Annotated in this window: 16 protein-coding genes; all 16 read right to left on the bottom strand. The window is 43.8% G+C overall.

Annotated features, from left to right (window positions below; genetic code table 11):
- Nucleotides 1-86: 86 nt before the first annotated feature.
- The 16 genes from BLR42_RS09415 to fliG all read right to left on the bottom strand — a co-directional run bounded on the left by BLR42_RS09415 (nt 87) and on the right by fliG (nt 17,645).
- Nucleotides 87-431 (bottom strand): flagellar biosynthetic protein FliO, encoded by a 345-nt coding sequence (locus BLR42_RS09415; protein ID WP_022760157.1) that lies wholly within the window; start codon nt 429-431, stop codon nt 87-89.
- A 20-nt stretch (nt 432-451) separates the two neighbouring features.
- Nucleotides 452-1,711: a flagellar motor switch phosphatase FliY gene (gene fliY, locus BLR42_RS09420; protein WP_091868514.1), complete on the bottom strand. Its 1,260-nt coding sequence runs from the start codon at nt 1,709-1,711 to the stop codon at nt 452-454.
- A 4-nt stretch (nt 1,712-1,715) separates the two neighbouring features.
- On the bottom strand, nt 1,716-2,699 hold the full coding sequence (gene fliM, locus BLR42_RS09425; protein WP_026497399.1) for a flagellar motor switch protein FliM: 984 nt from the start codon (nt 2,697-2,699) through the stop codon (nt 1,716-1,718).
- 83 nt (nt 2,700-2,782) lie between these two features.
- Nucleotides 2,783-3,316: a flagellar basal body-associated FliL family protein gene (locus BLR42_RS09430; protein WP_022760160.1), complete on the bottom strand. Its 534-nt coding sequence runs from the start codon at nt 3,314-3,316 to the stop codon at nt 2,783-2,785.
- Nucleotides 3,317-3,331: 15 nt separating this feature from the next.
- Nucleotides 3,332-4,336, bottom strand: coding sequence for an OmpA/MotB family protein (locus tag BLR42_RS09435; protein WP_091868516.1), 1,005 nt, complete (start codon nt 4,334-4,336; stop codon nt 3,332-3,334).
- A complete protein-coding gene (locus BLR42_RS09440) occupies nt 4,336-5,142 on the bottom strand; it encodes a motility protein A (RefSeq protein ID WP_091868518.1) in 807 nt (268 codons plus the stop codon). Before BLR42_RS09440 ends, BLR42_RS09435 begins: the two co-directional genes overlap by 1 nt.
- Nucleotides 5,143-5,181: 39 nt before the next feature.
- Nucleotides 5,182-5,346, bottom strand: coding sequence for a flagellar FlbD family protein (locus tag BLR42_RS09445; RefSeq protein ID WP_022760163.1), 165 nt, complete (start codon nt 5,344-5,346; stop codon nt 5,182-5,184).
- 508 nt (nt 5,347-5,854) lie between these two features.
- On the bottom strand, nt 5,855-9,139 hold the full coding sequence (locus tag BLR42_RS23910; protein WP_170832700.1) for a flagellar hook-basal body complex protein: 3,285 nt from the start codon (nt 9,137-9,139) through the stop codon (nt 5,855-5,857).
- A 211-nt stretch (nt 9,140-9,350) separates the two neighbouring features.
- A complete protein-coding gene (locus tag BLR42_RS09455) occupies nt 9,351-9,749 on the bottom strand; it encodes a TIGR02530 family flagellar biosynthesis protein (protein ID WP_022760166.1) in 399 nt (132 codons plus the stop codon).
- Between the two features lie 126 nt (nt 9,750-9,875).
- Entirely contained in the window at nt 9,876-10,601 is a 726-nt protein-coding gene (locus BLR42_RS09460; protein WP_022760167.1) for a flagellar hook capping FlgD N-terminal domain-containing protein, read from the bottom strand.
- Nucleotides 10,602-10,621: 20 nt separating this feature from the next.
- A complete protein-coding gene (locus BLR42_RS09465; protein WP_091868524.1) occupies nt 10,622-12,289 on the bottom strand; it encodes a flagellar hook-length control protein FliK in 1,668 nt (555 codons plus the stop codon).
- Between the two features lie 170 nt (nt 12,290-12,459).
- Nucleotides 12,460-13,443 (bottom strand): MotE family protein, encoded by a 984-nt coding sequence (locus BLR42_RS09470; RefSeq protein WP_091868526.1) that lies wholly within the window; start codon nt 13,441-13,443, stop codon nt 12,460-12,462.
- A complete protein-coding gene (gene fliJ / locus BLR42_RS09475) occupies nt 13,443-13,901 on the bottom strand; it encodes a flagellar export protein FliJ (RefSeq protein WP_091868528.1) in 459 nt (152 codons plus the stop codon). Before fliJ ends, BLR42_RS09470 begins: the two co-directional genes overlap by 1 nt.
- A 54-nt stretch (nt 13,902-13,955) precedes the next feature.
- Nucleotides 13,956-15,314, bottom strand: a complete 1,359-nt coding sequence (gene fliI, locus BLR42_RS09480; protein ID WP_022760171.1) for a flagellar protein export ATPase FliI — start codon at nt 15,312-15,314, stop codon at nt 13,956-13,958.
- Nucleotides 15,314-16,546 (bottom strand): FliH/SctL family protein, encoded by a 1,233-nt coding sequence (locus BLR42_RS09485; RefSeq protein ID WP_170832701.1) that lies wholly within the window; start codon nt 16,544-16,546, stop codon nt 15,314-15,316. The genes fliI and BLR42_RS09485 overlap by 1 nt, the downstream gene beginning before the upstream one ends.
- Nucleotides 16,539-17,645, bottom strand: a complete 1,107-nt coding sequence (fliG, locus tag BLR42_RS09490; protein ID WP_242879291.1) for a flagellar motor switch protein FliG — start codon at nt 17,643-17,645, stop codon at nt 16,539-16,541. Before fliG ends, BLR42_RS09485 begins: the two co-directional genes overlap by 8 nt.
- Nucleotides 17,646-17,659: the final 14 nt, after the last annotated feature.

The raw sequence follows: 17,659 nt of genomic DNA on the forward strand, positions 1-17,659 counted from the left end.
CATAACGAAAGAAAGGCATAACAAAGAAATGCCTTTCCTCAATAATGGCTTTAAATCAAATACTCCCCGAAAATTCTTCATACCTTTTACTTCTTCTTAAACCGCTCTAAAACTTTATCAAATTCCTTGGCAAAATCAACAGGTTCTGAACCCCTTACTGCCGGCGGTTCATACTCATCCTCCGAAAGCTCGGTCAGAAGAGTGACCGAATCTTTACTTACAGAAATTACCAGATACTTATTAACAACCCTCACAATCTGAAGATATTTTGTAGTTGAAATCCTACAGGTCTCCATTACCTCCATATTTGATGTGAAGGTGGATTGCTTCTGATATTTCGCAATCCATTTTGTTACATAATAGGTCGCAGCCAGGACCAGAAAAAATAATATAAGAACAGTAATCAGCTGCGCCACCGATGAAACTCTCATTTTTATGACCTTTCAGAAAATTACTGAACTATTTCTGTTACACGTACGCCGAAGCTTTCCTCGATTACTACAACCTCGCCCTTTGCAACAAACTTACCGTTAACAAGGACATCTACAGGTTCACCGGCAACCTTTTCAAGCTCTATGATGGTACCCGGTGCGAAATCAAGGATATCGGAAATTGCCTTAGCTGTACGACCAAGTTCAACTGTAACCTCAAGCGGAACATCCTTGATAAGGCCGATATTCTCTCCGGCTGCCATCATGGGGCCACCACCCGCAAAGCTCTGGAACTGAGCAGGCTGAACATTTGCTCCCATCATCTGAGGCTGCATCATAGGCATACCCATAGGCATCATAGGCATACCCATCTGGGGCTGCATTCCCTGCATCATTGAAGGATCCATTGCAGGCATTCCCTGCGGTGCAGCAGCGCCCATGCCCATATCCGGTGCCATACCCATATCGGGTGCAGCTGCCGGAGCAGGCGCCGGTGCCGGAGCAGCTTCTTCAGCAGGTGCTTCGGTACTGATAGTATCCTTAAGGCTCTTAGCAAAATCTATAGGATACAATTGCATAAGGGTCGAATCCACGAGTTCACCGATCTGCAGTTTAAATGTAACGCGGCAGAAGGTTCCTGTCAGGAACTCGGAAATCTCACTTGGATCATCATCGATCATATCGAGCAGGGTAGCCTCCGGCGGACTGATATCGACTTTCTGACCAATCATGGTAGAAAGTGATGTTGCCGCAGCACCCATCATCTGGTTCATAGCCTCGGAAATAGCTGAAAGCTGAAGTTCCCCTACCTCGCCCTCAGTATTTGTTCCGTCACCACCCATCATAAGATCGGTGATAACCATAACATCATGCTCCTTGAGGATAAGGATATTAGTACCCTCAAGACCAACCGTGTACTTAATCTGAATAAATACACAGGGTTTCTCATAATTATTTAAAACTGTATTCCAGTTAGCAAGCTCTACCTGAGGCGTAGTGATATTAACCTTCTGATTAACAAGGGAATAAAGCGTTGTAGCTGAAGATCCCATACTGATATTGGCAACTTCACCTATCGCATCCTTTTCCTCATCATTCAGAAGACTCTCATCAATTTCTCCGGCAACGAAACCACCGCCACCGCCTGAAGGAGCATCTGCAGCAGGAGCATCTCCGCCCGCATCAGCAGCGGGAGCATCTCCGCCACCGGCATCACCACCTCCTGAATCCATACCGGCGAGCAGTGCATTTATTTCTTCCTGTGAAAGCATTCCATCCATGCTGCTACTCTTCCTCCTCTCTAATTACCGACGTTATCTTGACGGCGTACTTATCTTTAGCTGTTCCGGGCATTGCAGTGAACTTATAAATATCACCGACATATACCTGTAATTCGCTATTAACCTGATTATCAAGTCGAATTATATCGCCCCTCTGGAGCTGAACAAAATCGCTGACCGATACGTTACATTTCCCCAATATGGCCTTAACCGGAACATCGACATGTCTGACAAGAGACTCGAGATGTTCACCGTAAGTATCATCATCATGCTTCTGCATGGTTGAAAACCAGAACTTCGTATTCAGCTTATCCATAACACTCTCAAGCGTGAAGTACGGAAGACAGATATTCATCAGTCCCTCGACATCACCGATCTTGATATTAAGTGTCACGATCGCGATCATATCAGTAGGTGAAATAACCTGTGCAAACTGCGGATTGGTTTCAATCCTCTCCATGATAGGATTTATCGCAAGAACGTTCTCCCACGGTTCAACCATAAGCTGCATACATATGGTTATCAGCTTCTCAATAAGCGGCATCTCAATATCGGTAAAGGGCCTTGTCTTATCAAGTCCGACGCCCTCTCCTCCGAGCATTCTGTCTATAAAGGCAAAACCGATATTGGCCTGAAGCTCAAGAATAATGGTTCCCTGCAAAGGTAAGAAATTTATAATTCCCAAAATTACAGGGTTACTCAGTGCGTTACTAAACTCCGAATATGTTACGGTCTCGGAGTTTGCCACCGAAACCTGCACATTTTTTCTAAGATAAAGCGGAAGTGTTGTTGATAACAATCTTCCATAATGTTCATAGATCATCTCGAGGGTTCTCAGGTGTTCCTTAGAGAACTTCGCCGGTCGTTTAAAGTCGTAATCCTTGACTTTCTTCTCATCCGCAGCGGACATCTGATCCACGTCGAGTTCACCGGTATTTAGAGCCGCGAGTAGATTATCTATCTCATTCTGTGATAATACTTCACTCAAGCGTAGATCACCTCACTTTTACAGTAACAAAGTACTTTCATAACAAACTCTTTTCATACTCCCCAAAATAAAGACTATATATATTACTGATATACGGTTCCCGAAAAGCTTACATCATAGATAAAGCCGGATCCGAAAAGTTCCTGTATCTGCTCCAGAAGAGTAGCTTTAGCTTCATCCTCATGCTGTCTGATTTCATCAAGTGTATACGCACCGATAACGGTCGTAATCTTGGACTTGATCATATCCTGATAGGTTGCAATTGCTTCATCCGTACCATAGGTATTGTAATCCTCATTGGATTTATCCATCGAAAGAACGATGGTTGTAAGCATGTAATGTGCTTTTCCGCTTCCGTCCTCTTTAAGAGTGATAGTCATATCAGCAATGGAATATGATGCAACATTTGCAATATCCACATTACCTGTAGCCGATCCCGAAAATCCCTGACCGTTTTCACCACCGTTAGCCTCAATCTGAAGAGCGGCTGCAATATCTCCGATAAGTGCAACTGCCTGATTGTTGGTGGTCATGACCGTCAGCATCATAAAGCCTGTCATACCTGTGTTAACTAAAAGTAAAGCCAAAATGATAATTGCAAGCAGGTTCTTTTTCATTTTTTTGTCTCCCTTTTAATACATTGGACTGAGCGGATTGTATATCCTTATCTCTACTCGCCTGTTTCTTGCTCTTCCTTCCGGTGTGGAATTGTCCGCAACCGGTTCATACTCTCCTCTTCCCGAATGCTTTAACTTTGAAGGATCAAGATTAGTATTCTCGATAAAGTAGTAAAATACCGAAAGAGCTCTTGCATCACTAAGCTCGTCGTTATTAGTTATCTTGCCTGAAGATCTGTGCATAGGAACATTATCTGTATGTCCCTCGATCTCTATCGTGCCACCGGCATATCTCTCAAGAACCGAACCGACTTTATTAAGAATCGAGTCTGCTCCCGGTTTAAGTACCGCATTACCTGTATCAAACAGAATTGCTCCCTGAAGTGTCAGCTGCACAAACTGGCTGGTAAAATTAACATCAACCTGTTTTGCCACATCCAATGTATCAAGAGCTTCATTGACCTCAGCTGCCAGTGTTTCAGAAGCCTTGAGCTGTTCAGCCTCAGCCGCCTCCTGAGTTTCCTCGGAATTAGCACCTTGCTGGGTAGCATCACTCTCTGTAGACATCTCTGTAGAATCACCCTCGGAACCAGTTCCGGTTGCATCTCCTTCCGATCCGTTTCCTTCTCCTCCGGTTCCCTGCATGATACCACTGGTGTCTCCTTCAGTGTTTATTCCGGCTCCGCCGCTCTCGCTGGCATTCTCGCCCTCGGAATCGGTAATGTCCTCATCCTGGGAGCCTGACTGAGATACACCCATTGAGATAATATAGTTGGACAGCTGATTGAGCTGTGAAATACCGTCTCCGACCAACGCGCCCTGACCAAGTGCAGCTTCACCACCCTGGAAAATACCAAAGGCTGAACTGAAGGATGCGGCAACCTCCTCGAACTTCTGCGCATCCATGGTAGCCATGGAGAAAAGCAAAACGAAGAAGCAAAGGAGCAGGTTCATAAGGTCACCGAAAGTACCCTGCCACGCCGGCAAACCGGGCTTTATTTCTTCTGGTTTTTTAGCCATTATTCTCCTCCGCCTCCGTCACCGGTGCCGTTCTCTGCCTCATAAGCAGCTCTGTTAGCAGGTGAAAGGAACGATTTAAGCTTCTCCTCTGTTACACGCGGGTTTTCACCTGCCTGTATAGAAAGAAGTCCCTCAATGATAATACTTTTCATAGTATATTCTGCATTATCCCTTGCCTTGAGCTTATTCTCGGCAGGGTAGCAAAACCAGTTCGCAAGAACCGATCCGTAGAATGTTGTGATAAGGGCAACGGCCATGGACGGTCCGATTGATGAAGGATCTGACATGTTCTGTAGCATAAGAACCAGTCCAAGAAGGGTTCCGATCATCCCCCAGGAAGGTCCCATACCTGCAACATCAGCAAAGAATGTATAATTCTCTTTATGTCTTTCTGACATAGCATCTATCTCAGCTTCAAGGATAGCCTTAACCAGTTCGGGCTCGGTACCGTCAACTATAAGTCCGACACCCTTCTTCATGAAAGCATCTTCAATGTTGCTGGCCGCTTCTTCCAATGCCAGAAGTCCCTCTTTACGTGCAGTATTGGAAAGATCAATTATCTGCTTGATAACAGCCTTAGTATCATCCGCCGGCATCTTAAAAATCAGCGTGTAGGATTTAAGGCCGTTAATGAAACTGGGCATGGTTCTGGATGCCAAAACCGCCATGAAAGCTCCGCCAAACGTGATCATCGCGGAAGGCGCGTCGACGAAGTATTTAACACCGGTGATACCGGCACCAAACACAATACTCAGAATCATGAAAACGAAACAAAGCAATACACCAAGTAATGACGCTATATCCACTTAGTTTTCTCCTCTCATAAAAAAAAACTTTAGCCGAACTTATTTCTCGTTACATTTCTTCATGATCTCAGGAACAGATTCCTGTACAATAAACTTACGTCCATTCGCCATAATAATGACTGTGTCGGGGGTGGCCTCCACTGTTTCTATAAGATCCTCATTGACCAGCATAATGCGGCCATCAATTCTGGTAATCTCAATCAATTTTTAGCCCTCATATAATTATTTTTTGAAAAAAGCATTCAGAAAATAATCTCCCCTGAAACAAAATTTTCACGAATCAGTTTAATTAAGATAATTTTATCATGCTTTTTCGATGAATAGGCATCCTGAAAGACGCAAAAACACAGCTTTTGTATTTTTATTTCAAAATGTATAGTTTTTGATGAAATAAAATTACGCGCTACATCTTGTGCATACTTCATTTTTGATTATACAACATCTCGTGATTTATTAAAATAGTTTTGGCTCTTTTTCTGAAATAATGATGGCCTGTTTTTACTTTAAAGAATTTTTCGGGTTTGTTTATTTGTATTTAATATATTGATTTCTGATCAGCAGAGAATTCAATGATGCAATTGAAAATTTATTTCATAATTATGTAAATATTATTGTAATTAATTTTCAACCGGATCTCTTCTAGCAAAAATGGCGCTCAGTTTTGAGCGCCATTTTTGTTTTATCTTAGCTATATCTCCCCCTCGCTAAGTTATTACCTCTTCAGATTTGTCAGTTCCTCAAGGAGTGTATCTGATACTGTGATGATTCGGCTGTTAGCCTGGAATCCACGCTGTGTTGTGATCATGCTGGTGAACTCACTTGAAAGGTCTACGTTTGACATTTCCAGAACACCTGTGGTGATGTATCCGCCATCTGTTGTTACATCCTGGATTGTAGCTTCACCGGAGTTAAGTGTCTGTGTATAGAGGTTATCACCATTCTTCTCAAGACCTGATGCGTTAGCAAATTCTGCTGTTGCGATCTGTCCAAGGAGCTTTGTCTGACCGTTTGAATAGGTTGCGTAGATTGTTCCGTCCTTACCGATTGTAACACCGTTCATCTCGCCGACTGCACGTCCGGTCTTAAGACTTTCCTTATCACCCTTAACTGCTCCGATTGTGGAGGTTGCCATTGTATTGTAGTTAGTTGTGGATGAGAAATCCATGTTTACATCTGTGAAACCTGCCATCTTAGGCTGTCCGTCGATTACAGCATCCTGGTTAAAGTTAAGAACGATCTTCTCTGTGGGCTGCTCGATGGCGCCGGTCTTTGCATTGTACTTAAGTGTAATTGCGTTGTTTACAATCTGAAGTGTTCCGTCATCAAGGATGTGATAGGTAAGTGTCTCGTAGTTTCCGGAAGTCTTATCAGGTGTGTAGTTATAAACATCCGGGAAGAAATCTGCTGTAGCTGTTGCATCGAAGATCTCTGATACATAGCCGGTTCTCGGAATCTTGTCATAAACTGTCTTGCCTTCTTCACTTGCATTCTTGTATGTAGCTGTTGTCTCGTCAAGTTCGATCTCAAATGTAAGCTGTGTCTCGGTTGTTGTCTTTGTAATTGCAAAGCTCTTTACACCTGAGTTATTCTTTGTTCCGATTGTAAGAGTTGATCCGTCATCGCTGAGCTTATAGGTAACATCATCATTACCGGGTGTGTAGTTGTAGATAGCTTTTAGTACATTCTTCTGTGAGTTTGTAAGTGAGCTGATATTTCCTGAAAGCGGTACTGCTGTCTCAACTTCGCTCTTGTAATTTCTGTATACGATGTTTGATCCGGTATTCATGTAAACTGAATAAGTGTTTGCATTCTGGTATTCATTTGCAGCTGACTTTGTACTTGTGGTCTTGTAGATAGTAATCTTACCGTCTGTGGCAATTTCGTATTTGTAAGTGTAGGTACTGTTATCATCGGATGCCGGAATATCATTGGCTGTCATGCCGTAGCATTCAAGTATTTCAAGTGATTCGGGATCAAGACTTGAAAGAGAACCCTTTCTGTCAAACTTATGATTTGTCTTATCCTTACTGAAAACAGCTGTTGTTCCTTCTGTTGAGTAAACATATTTTGTGCTGTCATAAGGTCTTTCGGTAAGCTGTGTGGTTGCAACTGTCGTTTTTTCAACAGTCATCTCTCCGGTATCAGAAATCGTATATTGATATGTGTACAGCTCTGTACCGGTTGCATTCTGTGCCGGAAGTGCTGTTGCTGTAAGCCCCAGAGCTGTAAGTACATCTGCATCAGTTGATGCACTAATAGTATCAGTTATATTAACTTCTTTTGTTGTTGATGCACTAACTTCAATTGTCACTTTACCTGTAGGATTATCATAACTTCCTGCCTGAACAGTCAGATTCCTGGTAAGTGTTCCATCTCCTGCTACAGTTGTTTCAACCTTGATAATATCGATTTTTCCGTTTGTAAGGTTGATTGTATAGCTGTAATTATGATTCGCATCTACCGGATAGTTTGATCTGGATAAACCATATGCCTTTAACAGATCATCCGTTAAAACATTAGGCCCGGATGCAGTTTCGGGAACATCTATATTAGTATCTGTATTTCTGTTATTCAATGTAATTGTTCCCGAATCATACTTAACTATTCTGTAATCTGCATCAAGCGGCTTTTCTTCATGTGATTCACCGTTTCTATACAGTGTAAGACCTGATACTCCGTCAGATGAAAGTGTATATGAATAAGTTACACTGTCTTCGCCTGTCTTAGGAGTGTAATCAAGGTCATCAACCTTTAAACCAAACATTGACTCCAAAACTTCCTTCTGACTGGAATCAAGAACACCTGTATTGGGCATATCCAGAGTTCTGGGAAGTGTTGCATAAGTGGAATTCTCATAGGTTCCGTATGTAACTGTGGTATCTGTGCTGCTGTTCTTATAATAGGTTCCAAGGCTTGATGATGATGTATCTGCCTGTGTTACAGGGTATACGCTGATGGAGCCGTCGGTGTTAATTGTGTAATAATCTGTAGATGCTACTGAAGTATCTCCTGCTACTCCGACTGTAAGTCCGTATACATTTCTCAGAAGTGTGGGTGCCTTATCAACGAGATCTGAAATTGCTCCGCTTGTAGGAATTCCTGAATATGCGGTTGATCCTGATGAATTTTTAAAAGATACATTCTTAGCACCAACTGTTGCTGTATAGTTGACTGTTGTAACTGTCTTTGTCCAGGAATCACGAAGTCCGTAGGTCTGCTCATCATTGTCGAGATCTGTGAAGGTTACGTTACTGAGCTTTTCTGCGCCGATTGTATTTCCCTTTGAATCAAGGATATCTTCGAGAGTCATTGTGTAGGTATGCTCGAGATCGTCAACGTCGCGAACTGCGAATTTTGCTGTGTAGAGATAACCAAGATTGTCGTAGAACTCAAGAGTTACGGTCTTTCCGTTATCACTTGTGATGTTTGTGTCGTGTGCGTCAATGTTACCGCTTACAAGTCCTTCTGTTGTTCCTTCCGGAGGATAGGTCATGTTTTCAGCGCTCATGATCTGGAGTTTGCCGATACCGCCGTTTGTATTAACGGTGATGGCACCTGTCTCGGGATCTTCCTGTGCTGACCATCCGTATACGAAGTAACCTGTTGACTGCATTGCGAGGTTTCCTGCACCATCTACATAGAAGGAACCGTCTCTTGTAAACATTGTCTGGTTTCCGTTATTTACTACATAGAAAGCGTCGCCGGTAATTCGCATATCGAACGGATTGTTAGTTGTTTCCGTTGCGCCTTGCTGAGTGATTGCTGTTGCAATCGCGCCTGATTTTGCACCAAGACCAATCTGACGTGCATTGATACCACCGGTTCTCTCGGTAGCTCTGGATGCGCGCTGCGTAGTCTGGTACATCAAATCACTGAAGGTGATAGACTGTGACTTGAAGGATGTGGTGTTAACGTTCGCGATGTTATTACCGATAACATCCATCTTGACCTGGTGGGTCTTAAGTCCTGCTACACCAGAAAAAAGTGATCTCATCATAAGGCATGTCCTCCTACTTTGATGGGGGACGGCACACATATTCTATTTTCCGGTTAGAATGAAAAAGAAGGGGAAACGTAATTGAATTCCGTCTGGCATTCGGGAATTCTTGACCTCCTTAGATACTTACCACTTCCGATAAGCTTACGGACAGCTGCCCTGTCCTCGGTCCGGTCATATTTCTTCTTTCATTCTGTCCATTCTATAGAACTTATGCGATTACCGCTCCGTCTATATTGGTAAAAATGTTGCTGCCAGTTTCCTGACTATCCATCGCTGTAACTACTGTGTTGCTCTTTACATTTACGATGAAGGCAAGCTGATCAACCAGGATAAGTGATTCGTTTATTCCTTTCGCATTGGCCTGATTCCTTGCGTTATTCAGGCGGTTCATCTGATCCTGTGTGAGCTCAATGTTGCGGTCACTTAGTCTGTTGGAAGCGTGCTTTGAAAATCTGACACCCTCCCTGCTTTCTTCGATCTGAGAGAGGATTTTGCCAAAGTCCGAATTCTGGACGCCGGCGCCGCCTCTGATCTTCTCGCCCTGACCAAAGTACTGGTTCTGAACCTGTTCAATTGAAAGGAATCCGCTTGTATTATCTATTCTCACGGCTTACTCCTTTCCATAAACAAACACTAAGCCTAATTGCTTTGCCGCTCTATATTTCGGCTTGCTAATCAAAAACTTAAACCCAATTTACAAATTCACACAAATTTAATAAATGATATGATTCATTTATTCGGTTGATACGCTTTCATCGGGGTCGTTTGTTATCTCGTCGATCTTTGCTTCCTTCTCAGCCTTCTGTCTTTCCTCGTAGTCTGCCTGATTCTGGTTAGCTTCCTTTACAAGTTCCTGAGCTCTCTTATAATACTTTTCAAGTTTATCAATATCAGACTGATCAAGAAGAGCAATTGCATCCGCATCCATATTCTCGTAAAAGCTGAAGGCCTTGTAAATTGCATCCGCATCGGTAAATACCATGTTTTCATAAACAGGGAACTTTTCCATCATCTCTGCAAGATCATCTGCCTGATCATGAATCTCTACAAAGTGGCTGTCCGCTACTGAGCTTACATCTTCCATCTTGTAATCTGTTCCGTCTATGTTCAGATATGCTTCTCCGCTCTTGTATGTTACATAGTCAACCTTGCCCTGAACCTGCTGGCCCGCCTCATTTGTAACGATAACGGTTTTTCCAACAAGGTCGGATGCTCTGGACATTGAGAAGGCCTCTGCCATATTGGATAGCTGTTCAACCTGTGTAAAGGTCGCATACTGATTGATATACTCGGTGTTAGAAGTCGGCTCCAACGGATCCTGGTACTTCATCTGTGCACAGAGAATATTCATAAATGCGTTTTTGTCATATCCCTGATTGGCCGCCGCTTTAGTAGCGTCACTGGTTTTGCTCTTGGTATCAACGAGTTTACCGTCTTGAACTACTGCATTTACACTCATTTAATTACCTCCGCCGTATATCATGCTGAAAAATCGACTGAGTTGCCGTTAATCGCCATCATCTCAGCTGTGAGCTGATCTTCCTCGGCTATTTCTCCGACTTCCTCTAAGGAAAGGTCTCCGAGTCTTATTCTTCTCATGGGCTTTCTGACAGAACTCTGCGCATCAGCATCATCTTCTCTCTGGCTCTGGCTGTCATTAAGTGCCTGATCAAAAGCTCCTGCGTTTACTGTTACTTCTACTGCAGTAACCTTTACGCCCTGCTCATTAAGCTTATCCTGAAGCTGCTGTATCTGGCTTTCAATGGCTGCCCTTACATCTTCGTTCTGAGTGAGGAACTTTGCTATTACATTTCCGTCCTTAGCCGCTTCGATGATTACATTTACATTTCCGAGGCTTGCCGGATGAAGCTGAAGTTCCATTGTGGTTGTATCGGATCTTACATTCATTTTGATATACTCGGTTATCTGATCCATTATCTCCTGAGTGTTAGCCCTTGCCATCTGCCCATAGCTTTCGGTCTCCACTACTTCGGTAAGAGATGCTGATATCTGATTCATCACCTGGTTGTATACAGACCCTTCTGTGTTTTCCTGTTTCTTGTTATCACTATGATGCTCTTCGTGATGTTCCTGTGTCTCTACTGTAAGCTGGAAATTTGGAGTTGCTTCTTCGTTTTCAGCAATTCCTGCTGCCTCTGTAGTTGTAGTTGTTTCTTCTGTTTTAGTCGCCTCTGCCACCTGCTGGCTTACTTCCTTTACAATGCCGTCACCTGTAAGGTCAAGTCTTACCGCCTCAGAGGATACCGCATTTTCAAAGGTCTGAGTACTTACAGGATTATTTGTATCTGCTGCAAGTTCACCAATTTCCTGTCTGGGTTGCTGTTCACTTAAAGCTTCATTGAAATCCTCAAGTGCGGAGTTAAATCCTTCTTCATTTAATCCAAACTCCTCCATGAGGTTCTGTCTGGTAGTGTCTACCGCATCCTGCATATTCTGTACATTCAGATACAAGTCTGCATTGGTTACAATGGCCATTACGTCATTTGCACCGGTAAGCTGGCCAACTATCTGTGTAAGATTTGTAGGATCAAGTATTGCTACATTTGTAAGTCCCAGTGTTGCCATTGCATTCTCGATGTCTTCGATATCGACACCAAGTTCATCTGCAAGCTGTTCCATCAGAAGTCTGCTGCTTTCAAGCATAGCCTGTTCCAAAGCGGTCTCGGCTTCATCTGCCGCTGCAATAGCAGCTGTGTCTTCGCCGGCATTTTCTTCTGTTACTGTCACAACCTGGGCATTTTCTTCTGTCTGTTCCGTGACATTTGAAGTTTCTACAGCTTCCTCGGCCGTTACATTTTCCTTTTGTGTATCTGTCTTTGCTGCCGTTGTCTCGTCTGTAGTAGTTGTCTCTTTTACAGCTGTCTGTTCACTGTTTTGTGTACTCGCCTGCTGAGCTGCCTGTGACTTTTCGTAGGTCGCACTTACATTATTTGTCGCTGCTCCTGTCTGTGTAAGAGTCCTTGCTACATCTGTTGTAATTGACGTTGTCTGCTTCTGCGAGTTGGCATTTAAAAGCGCTTTCTGGAAATCTGTAGTCTGCTCCTTTGTAGCAGCAATTCCTTTTGCTGCCTGGGTATTGGTATATGCATTTAGTGTTCCAATACCGGGAATCGCGTTACTTATCAAAGCTTTTTCCTCCTTTCCCTTTTAGATTTGGGTATGGTTTGCCCATAGCTTTACATAACTAATATCGGCCATGTGGGAGAAAACTTAACCCGCATGGCCGAAAAATATTAAAAATTTATAAAAACTCCCCTCATCCGGCACTTCGTGCCACCTTCCCCCAAGGGGAAGGCTTAGTTGCCTACTCCGGATACTGTAGCCTTATGTGTGGCAGGTTCCATGTAGTCGGTAACCTTACCCGCATATTCCTCTGTCATCTTATCAAGAATAGCACCGCGGTTTTCGGCACTCATCTTGCCCAAAATTCTCGAAATGAGCCTTACCGCATCTCCGGTATCATTCTCAATCATTGCATCAAAGATTGCTGCAGCTTCCTTTGCCTTCATGGATGAATATGCTTTTACATATTGTTCCAGTTCAATATCATCCGCTTGTCCCTGAATGATCTGTGCATAAATCTGCGCTGCAACATCAGGTTCAATCTCCTCGTAGTACTTTCGATATTCATCTACCGAAGGAGCATTATCCGCGTAAACAACATTCTTGTAGAAGTCCTCTTTTTCCTGTTCAAGCTTGGACTGATTCTCCTCAAAAGGTTGGAGCCTGGTCACTTCGGTCTGAAGCTTTTCATTCTCTTCCTGAAGGTTCTTGTTTTCCTCCATCTCCTTTCGAAGCTCGTTTTCAAGCCTCTTGATATAGAGATTAGCTTCATCCAGGCTGCTCGCAAGCTGTTCATCAACCGGATTCACAAGCGGCTGTTGTGCTTCTTCCTGCTTCTTCTTTTCTGTAGGTGTGTAGCTTCCCTCCGGAAGAATATTGTTAATTCCGGGTATGTCCCCTATGATCGGTGCAAGAACATTTGAGCCGAAGCCTCCCACATCCAGCTTAATGAAAATGCCCATAATAATGAGCCAGATCAAAATGATAATGAAAGTGATAACAAGTGTAGCCACACCACCACCATCATCACCGTTCAGCTCAGCATTTCTCTCTGCCAGTTCAGCTTCCTTCAGCTTTGCAGCTTTTCTCTGCTCTTTTAGCTCCTGGCGAAGGGCTTTTCTCTCTTCTTTTATTTTTTTTCTGGCTTCTTTATCAGGATCTACCGGCTTGGGTAAAACCGAAGCTTCAGTATTATTCTTTGCGGGTTTGTCTGCCATTACTGTTCCTCTCTGGTACGTTTGGTGTATGTGAAGCTTGATCTTTCATCAACTTCTTTTGCCTCGGCTTCTTTTTCTTCCTCGACAAATTGTTCAAAGGCTTTTTCTCTAAGCCTCTCCTGCATCTTCCTCTCCTGCACGGCTCTGGTGAGCTTCATTCTTGCGACTTCGAATTTTGCTCTGTAAGCATCAACCTTAACTTCCTGATCCTTTATTATGACATCCATCTGCTTTTCGTAAAAATTGTTGTCCATGATCTTCTGAACATCCATTATACTGGCGCTCCGAAGCTCATAGCCTTCCTGAATAAAAGCATCTCGCGTTTTATTGTAGTCATTCAATATATCAAGCTGATCATTAAGTTCCTTCAGAGCCTGGGCAAATTCCATCTTGACCTGCTCTTCCTGTTGGAGTCGCAGATTAAGGACGCCCTGAAGGGGATAGTTGAATCTTGCCATGGCCCCTCATCCGGCACTACGTGCCACCTTCCCCCCTAGGGGAAGGCTTCTATCTTATTCTTTGAACATGCTCTCCAGCTGCGCTACGACTTCCTCATAGGTAAACTTTTCATCTGTCTCCTGCATAAGGAATTCGTTCACGGCATCTATTTTGGATACGGCATAATCAATGTTCTTATTGGCTCCCGCCTTATATGCTCCGATGTTTATCAAATCTTCAGCATCGGAATAGGTTGCAAGCACATTCTTTAGCTTACCTGCTGCTTTCTTCTGTTCCGAAGGCGCAATGGCGCTCATACATCTTGAAATGCTGGCAAGTACATCTATAGCCGGATAGTGGTTCTTTTGAGCTAACTTTCTATTGAGGACTATGTGTCCGTCAAGAATACCTCTGGCGGTATCTGTAATAGGCTCATTAAAATCATCACCATCGACCAGGACAGTATAGAGGCCTGTAATTGAGCCTTTTCTAGACTTACCCGCTCTCTCAAGGAGCTTAGGCATCTCAGCATATACACTCGGCGGATAACCTCTTGATACCGGAGGTTCACCACTCGCAAGTCCTATCTCTCTTTGTGCCATGGAAAAACGTGTAAGAGAATCCATCATCAAAAGCACGTCTTTTCCCTTATCACGAAAATACTCCGCAATTGATGTTGCGGTTTTAGCCGCTTTAAGTCTCTCAAGCGCAGGTTTATCAGAAGTTGCAACCACAACTATTGAGCGTTCCATGCCCTCAGGGCCAAGGTCTCTTTCTATGAATTCACGGACCTCCCTTCCACGCTCTCCGATAAGGGCAATGACGTTAATATCCGCATTGGTATTTCTTGCAAACATACCCATAAGAGTAGACTTACCGACACCGGAACCGGCAAATATCCCGATTCGCTGTCCTTTTCCTACTGTAAGAAGGCCGTCCACTGCCTTAACTCCAAGTGATAAAACATCCGAAATCGGATCTCTTGTCATTGGATCCGGCGGCTGATTTTCAACAGAGTATGCTATTCCGTTCTCAAGAGCAACGCCCTTTCCATAGTTGGTTCCGTCTATTCTTCCAAGACCGTCAAGGGTTTTTCCAAGAAGACCTTCTCCAACATTAACGCGAAGCGGCGAGTCTGTATTTTCAACAATACTGCCGCTTCCTATACCGCTAATATTCTCATAAGGCATAAGAAGTACATGATTATCCTTAAAACCCACGACCTCAGCCATGGTTCCCCTTCCGGAAGGTCTGGCTGTAGCTTCACCTTCCTTCTTCTTGGAATAAATATAACAGATATCTCCCATCTTAGCCTCGGGGCCTGCAGATTCTATCGTAAGTCCGACAACATTAACAACCTTGCCACGAACTTTATAAAACATGTTGTTAGATATCTTTTTATATTTTGAATAATCGATAATTCCATTTGCCATCAGCGCCTACTCCTGTCAAATGATAGAAGCTTTAACTTTCTCGAAAGTTCCGAAAGCTCCACGCCAAGAGAGCAGTCAAATACACCACCCTCGGATTCAATTATACATTCATTCTCTTTTAGAAGCGGATCCTCAACAATTTCAAGAGTCGAATTCGGGGATGCCATTACTTCCTCAAGATTTGCCTTTTCATCGGATACCAGATCATAATCATCGGCCGATATATGTAAAATAATATCAACTCCGCTCTCCATCTTGCCAAGTGTAGTTCTTATGAGATGAAGTATAATGTCTTTATTTTCTCGAAGATCAACATTAAATACATGTTCGTAAATTTGTGTCAGTGTATCAACCATGTCAGGCTCAATGCTCGCAACAAGCTGCTGAAAATCCGATTGTTGCTTATCTTTTTCGGCCTGGATCTCCTCCTTGGCCTCTGCCTTCATTTTTTCAATTTCCTCAGCGGCCTGTTTTATTCCTTCTTCATAACCGGCAGCTCTGCCTTCCTCCATGGCCTGATTACGTATCTCATCAGCCTGAGCCTGGGCATCATCAACAATCTGTTTTGCCTGCTCCTCAGCCATTCTGATCTGTTCATCAATCTGCGCCTGTATCTCTTCCAGATTAATCTGCGGAACTTCCTCCGCCGGAGGCTCCGGCTCGGGTGTCATATCCATGCCGAGATTCATGTCCTCCTCAGACATTCCCATTCCCTGGTTATCAAAATCATCTCCCTGATATGCGTAATCACCCATTGCTCCCGGGTTCTCACCATATCCTTCGGATGGATTTGCACCGTACATGCCATCCCCGGAATCATAGGGAATATTTTCTCCAAAGCCTTGCTGTTCTCCCATTCCGTAACCGGAATTCTCATCATAAGCTCCTGAATTATCAAACCCTTCGCCATAATTCTGAACACTTTCTTCCGGAAATCCCTCCTGAAAGCCTTCATTAAAGCTGCCCATCTGATTCTGATCATCAAAATTGGTGTTGCCTATGATATTTTGACCCTCATCGTAAGCGCCTACCTGTTCAAAGCCAAGTCCTTCTTCAAACGCGCCAAAAACAGGCACTGGCTCACCTTTCTCCAATGCCTCCCTTCTTTTGGCTTCCTGGGCCTGATATTTTTCTATTTTCTGCTCAGCAAGCTCGTTGTTATCAATGATGTGCTTATCGTTTTCATCAACCTGATACCAACCGAACTTAAGTAAATTAGATTGATTAGACAACCAGGTCATCACCTCCGCCTCTGGAGATTACAATCTCACCGGCATCCTCAAGCTTACGTATAACATTAACAATCTTCTGCTGTGCTTCCTCAACATCCTTCATACGAACAGGTCCCATGAAGTCCATGTCTTCCTTAATCATTGCAGCAAGACGCTTAGACAGGTTGTTAAAGATAGCGGTCTGTACCTGTTCAGTAGATCCCTTACAAGCAAGGCCGAGGTCAGCATTGTCAACATCACGCAGCACGCGCTGAATAGCACGGTCGTCCAGAAGAAGGATATCCTCGAAGACGAACATCTTCTTGCGGATCTCATCTGCAAGTTCAGGCTGCTCGATTTCCAGAGTCTCCATGATATGTTTCTCAGTAGCACGGTCAACTGCATTGAGGATTTCAACCACAGCATCTACACCACCGACAACCGTATAATCCTGGTTAACCAGTGATGAAAGCTTGGACTCAAGAACTCTCTCAACTTCTTTGATCGTATCGGGACTTGTTCTGTCCATTGTTGCGATACGCTTTGCAACATCAGCCTGTCTCTCAGGCGGCAGCGCACCAAGGATCATAGCACTTTGTGCCGATGACATATAGGACATAACAAGAGCAATAGTCTGCGGGTGTTCATCCTGTATGAAGGTAAGAAGCTGTGAAGGATCGGCCTTTCTGATAAACTCGAAGGGCTTAACCTGAAGAGATGCAGTCAGTTTACTGATAACATCCATCGCCTTATCTTCACCAAGAGCCTTCTCCAGAAGTTCCTTGGCATAGTTGATACCACCCTCAGCAATATACTGTTGGGCAAGACAGATTCCGTAAAACTCCTCGATAACCGCTTCCTTAACCTGAGGTGTTACACTTCTGGTGTTAGCAATCTCAAGAGTCAGTTCCTCTATCTCATCTTCTTTCAAATGTTTAAAAATGGCGGATGACTTTTCCGGTCCGAGGGCAATCAAAAGGATGGCTGCTTTCTGCGTTCCTGAAAGATTCGCAGTAAGAGCCGGATCATAATTCCCTGCGGGAGGTAATCCACCCGCCGCTGCGGCAGCGGAGCCACCTTCTAATTCGTCATCATCAAATTCTTCGCCGTCGATAGCCATTGTAAGTATTCCCC

It is taken from the genome of Butyrivibrio sp. INlla16 (assembly GCF_900104155.1).
Classification (GTDB): domain Bacteria; phylum Bacillota; class Clostridia; order Lachnospirales; family Lachnospiraceae; genus Butyrivibrio.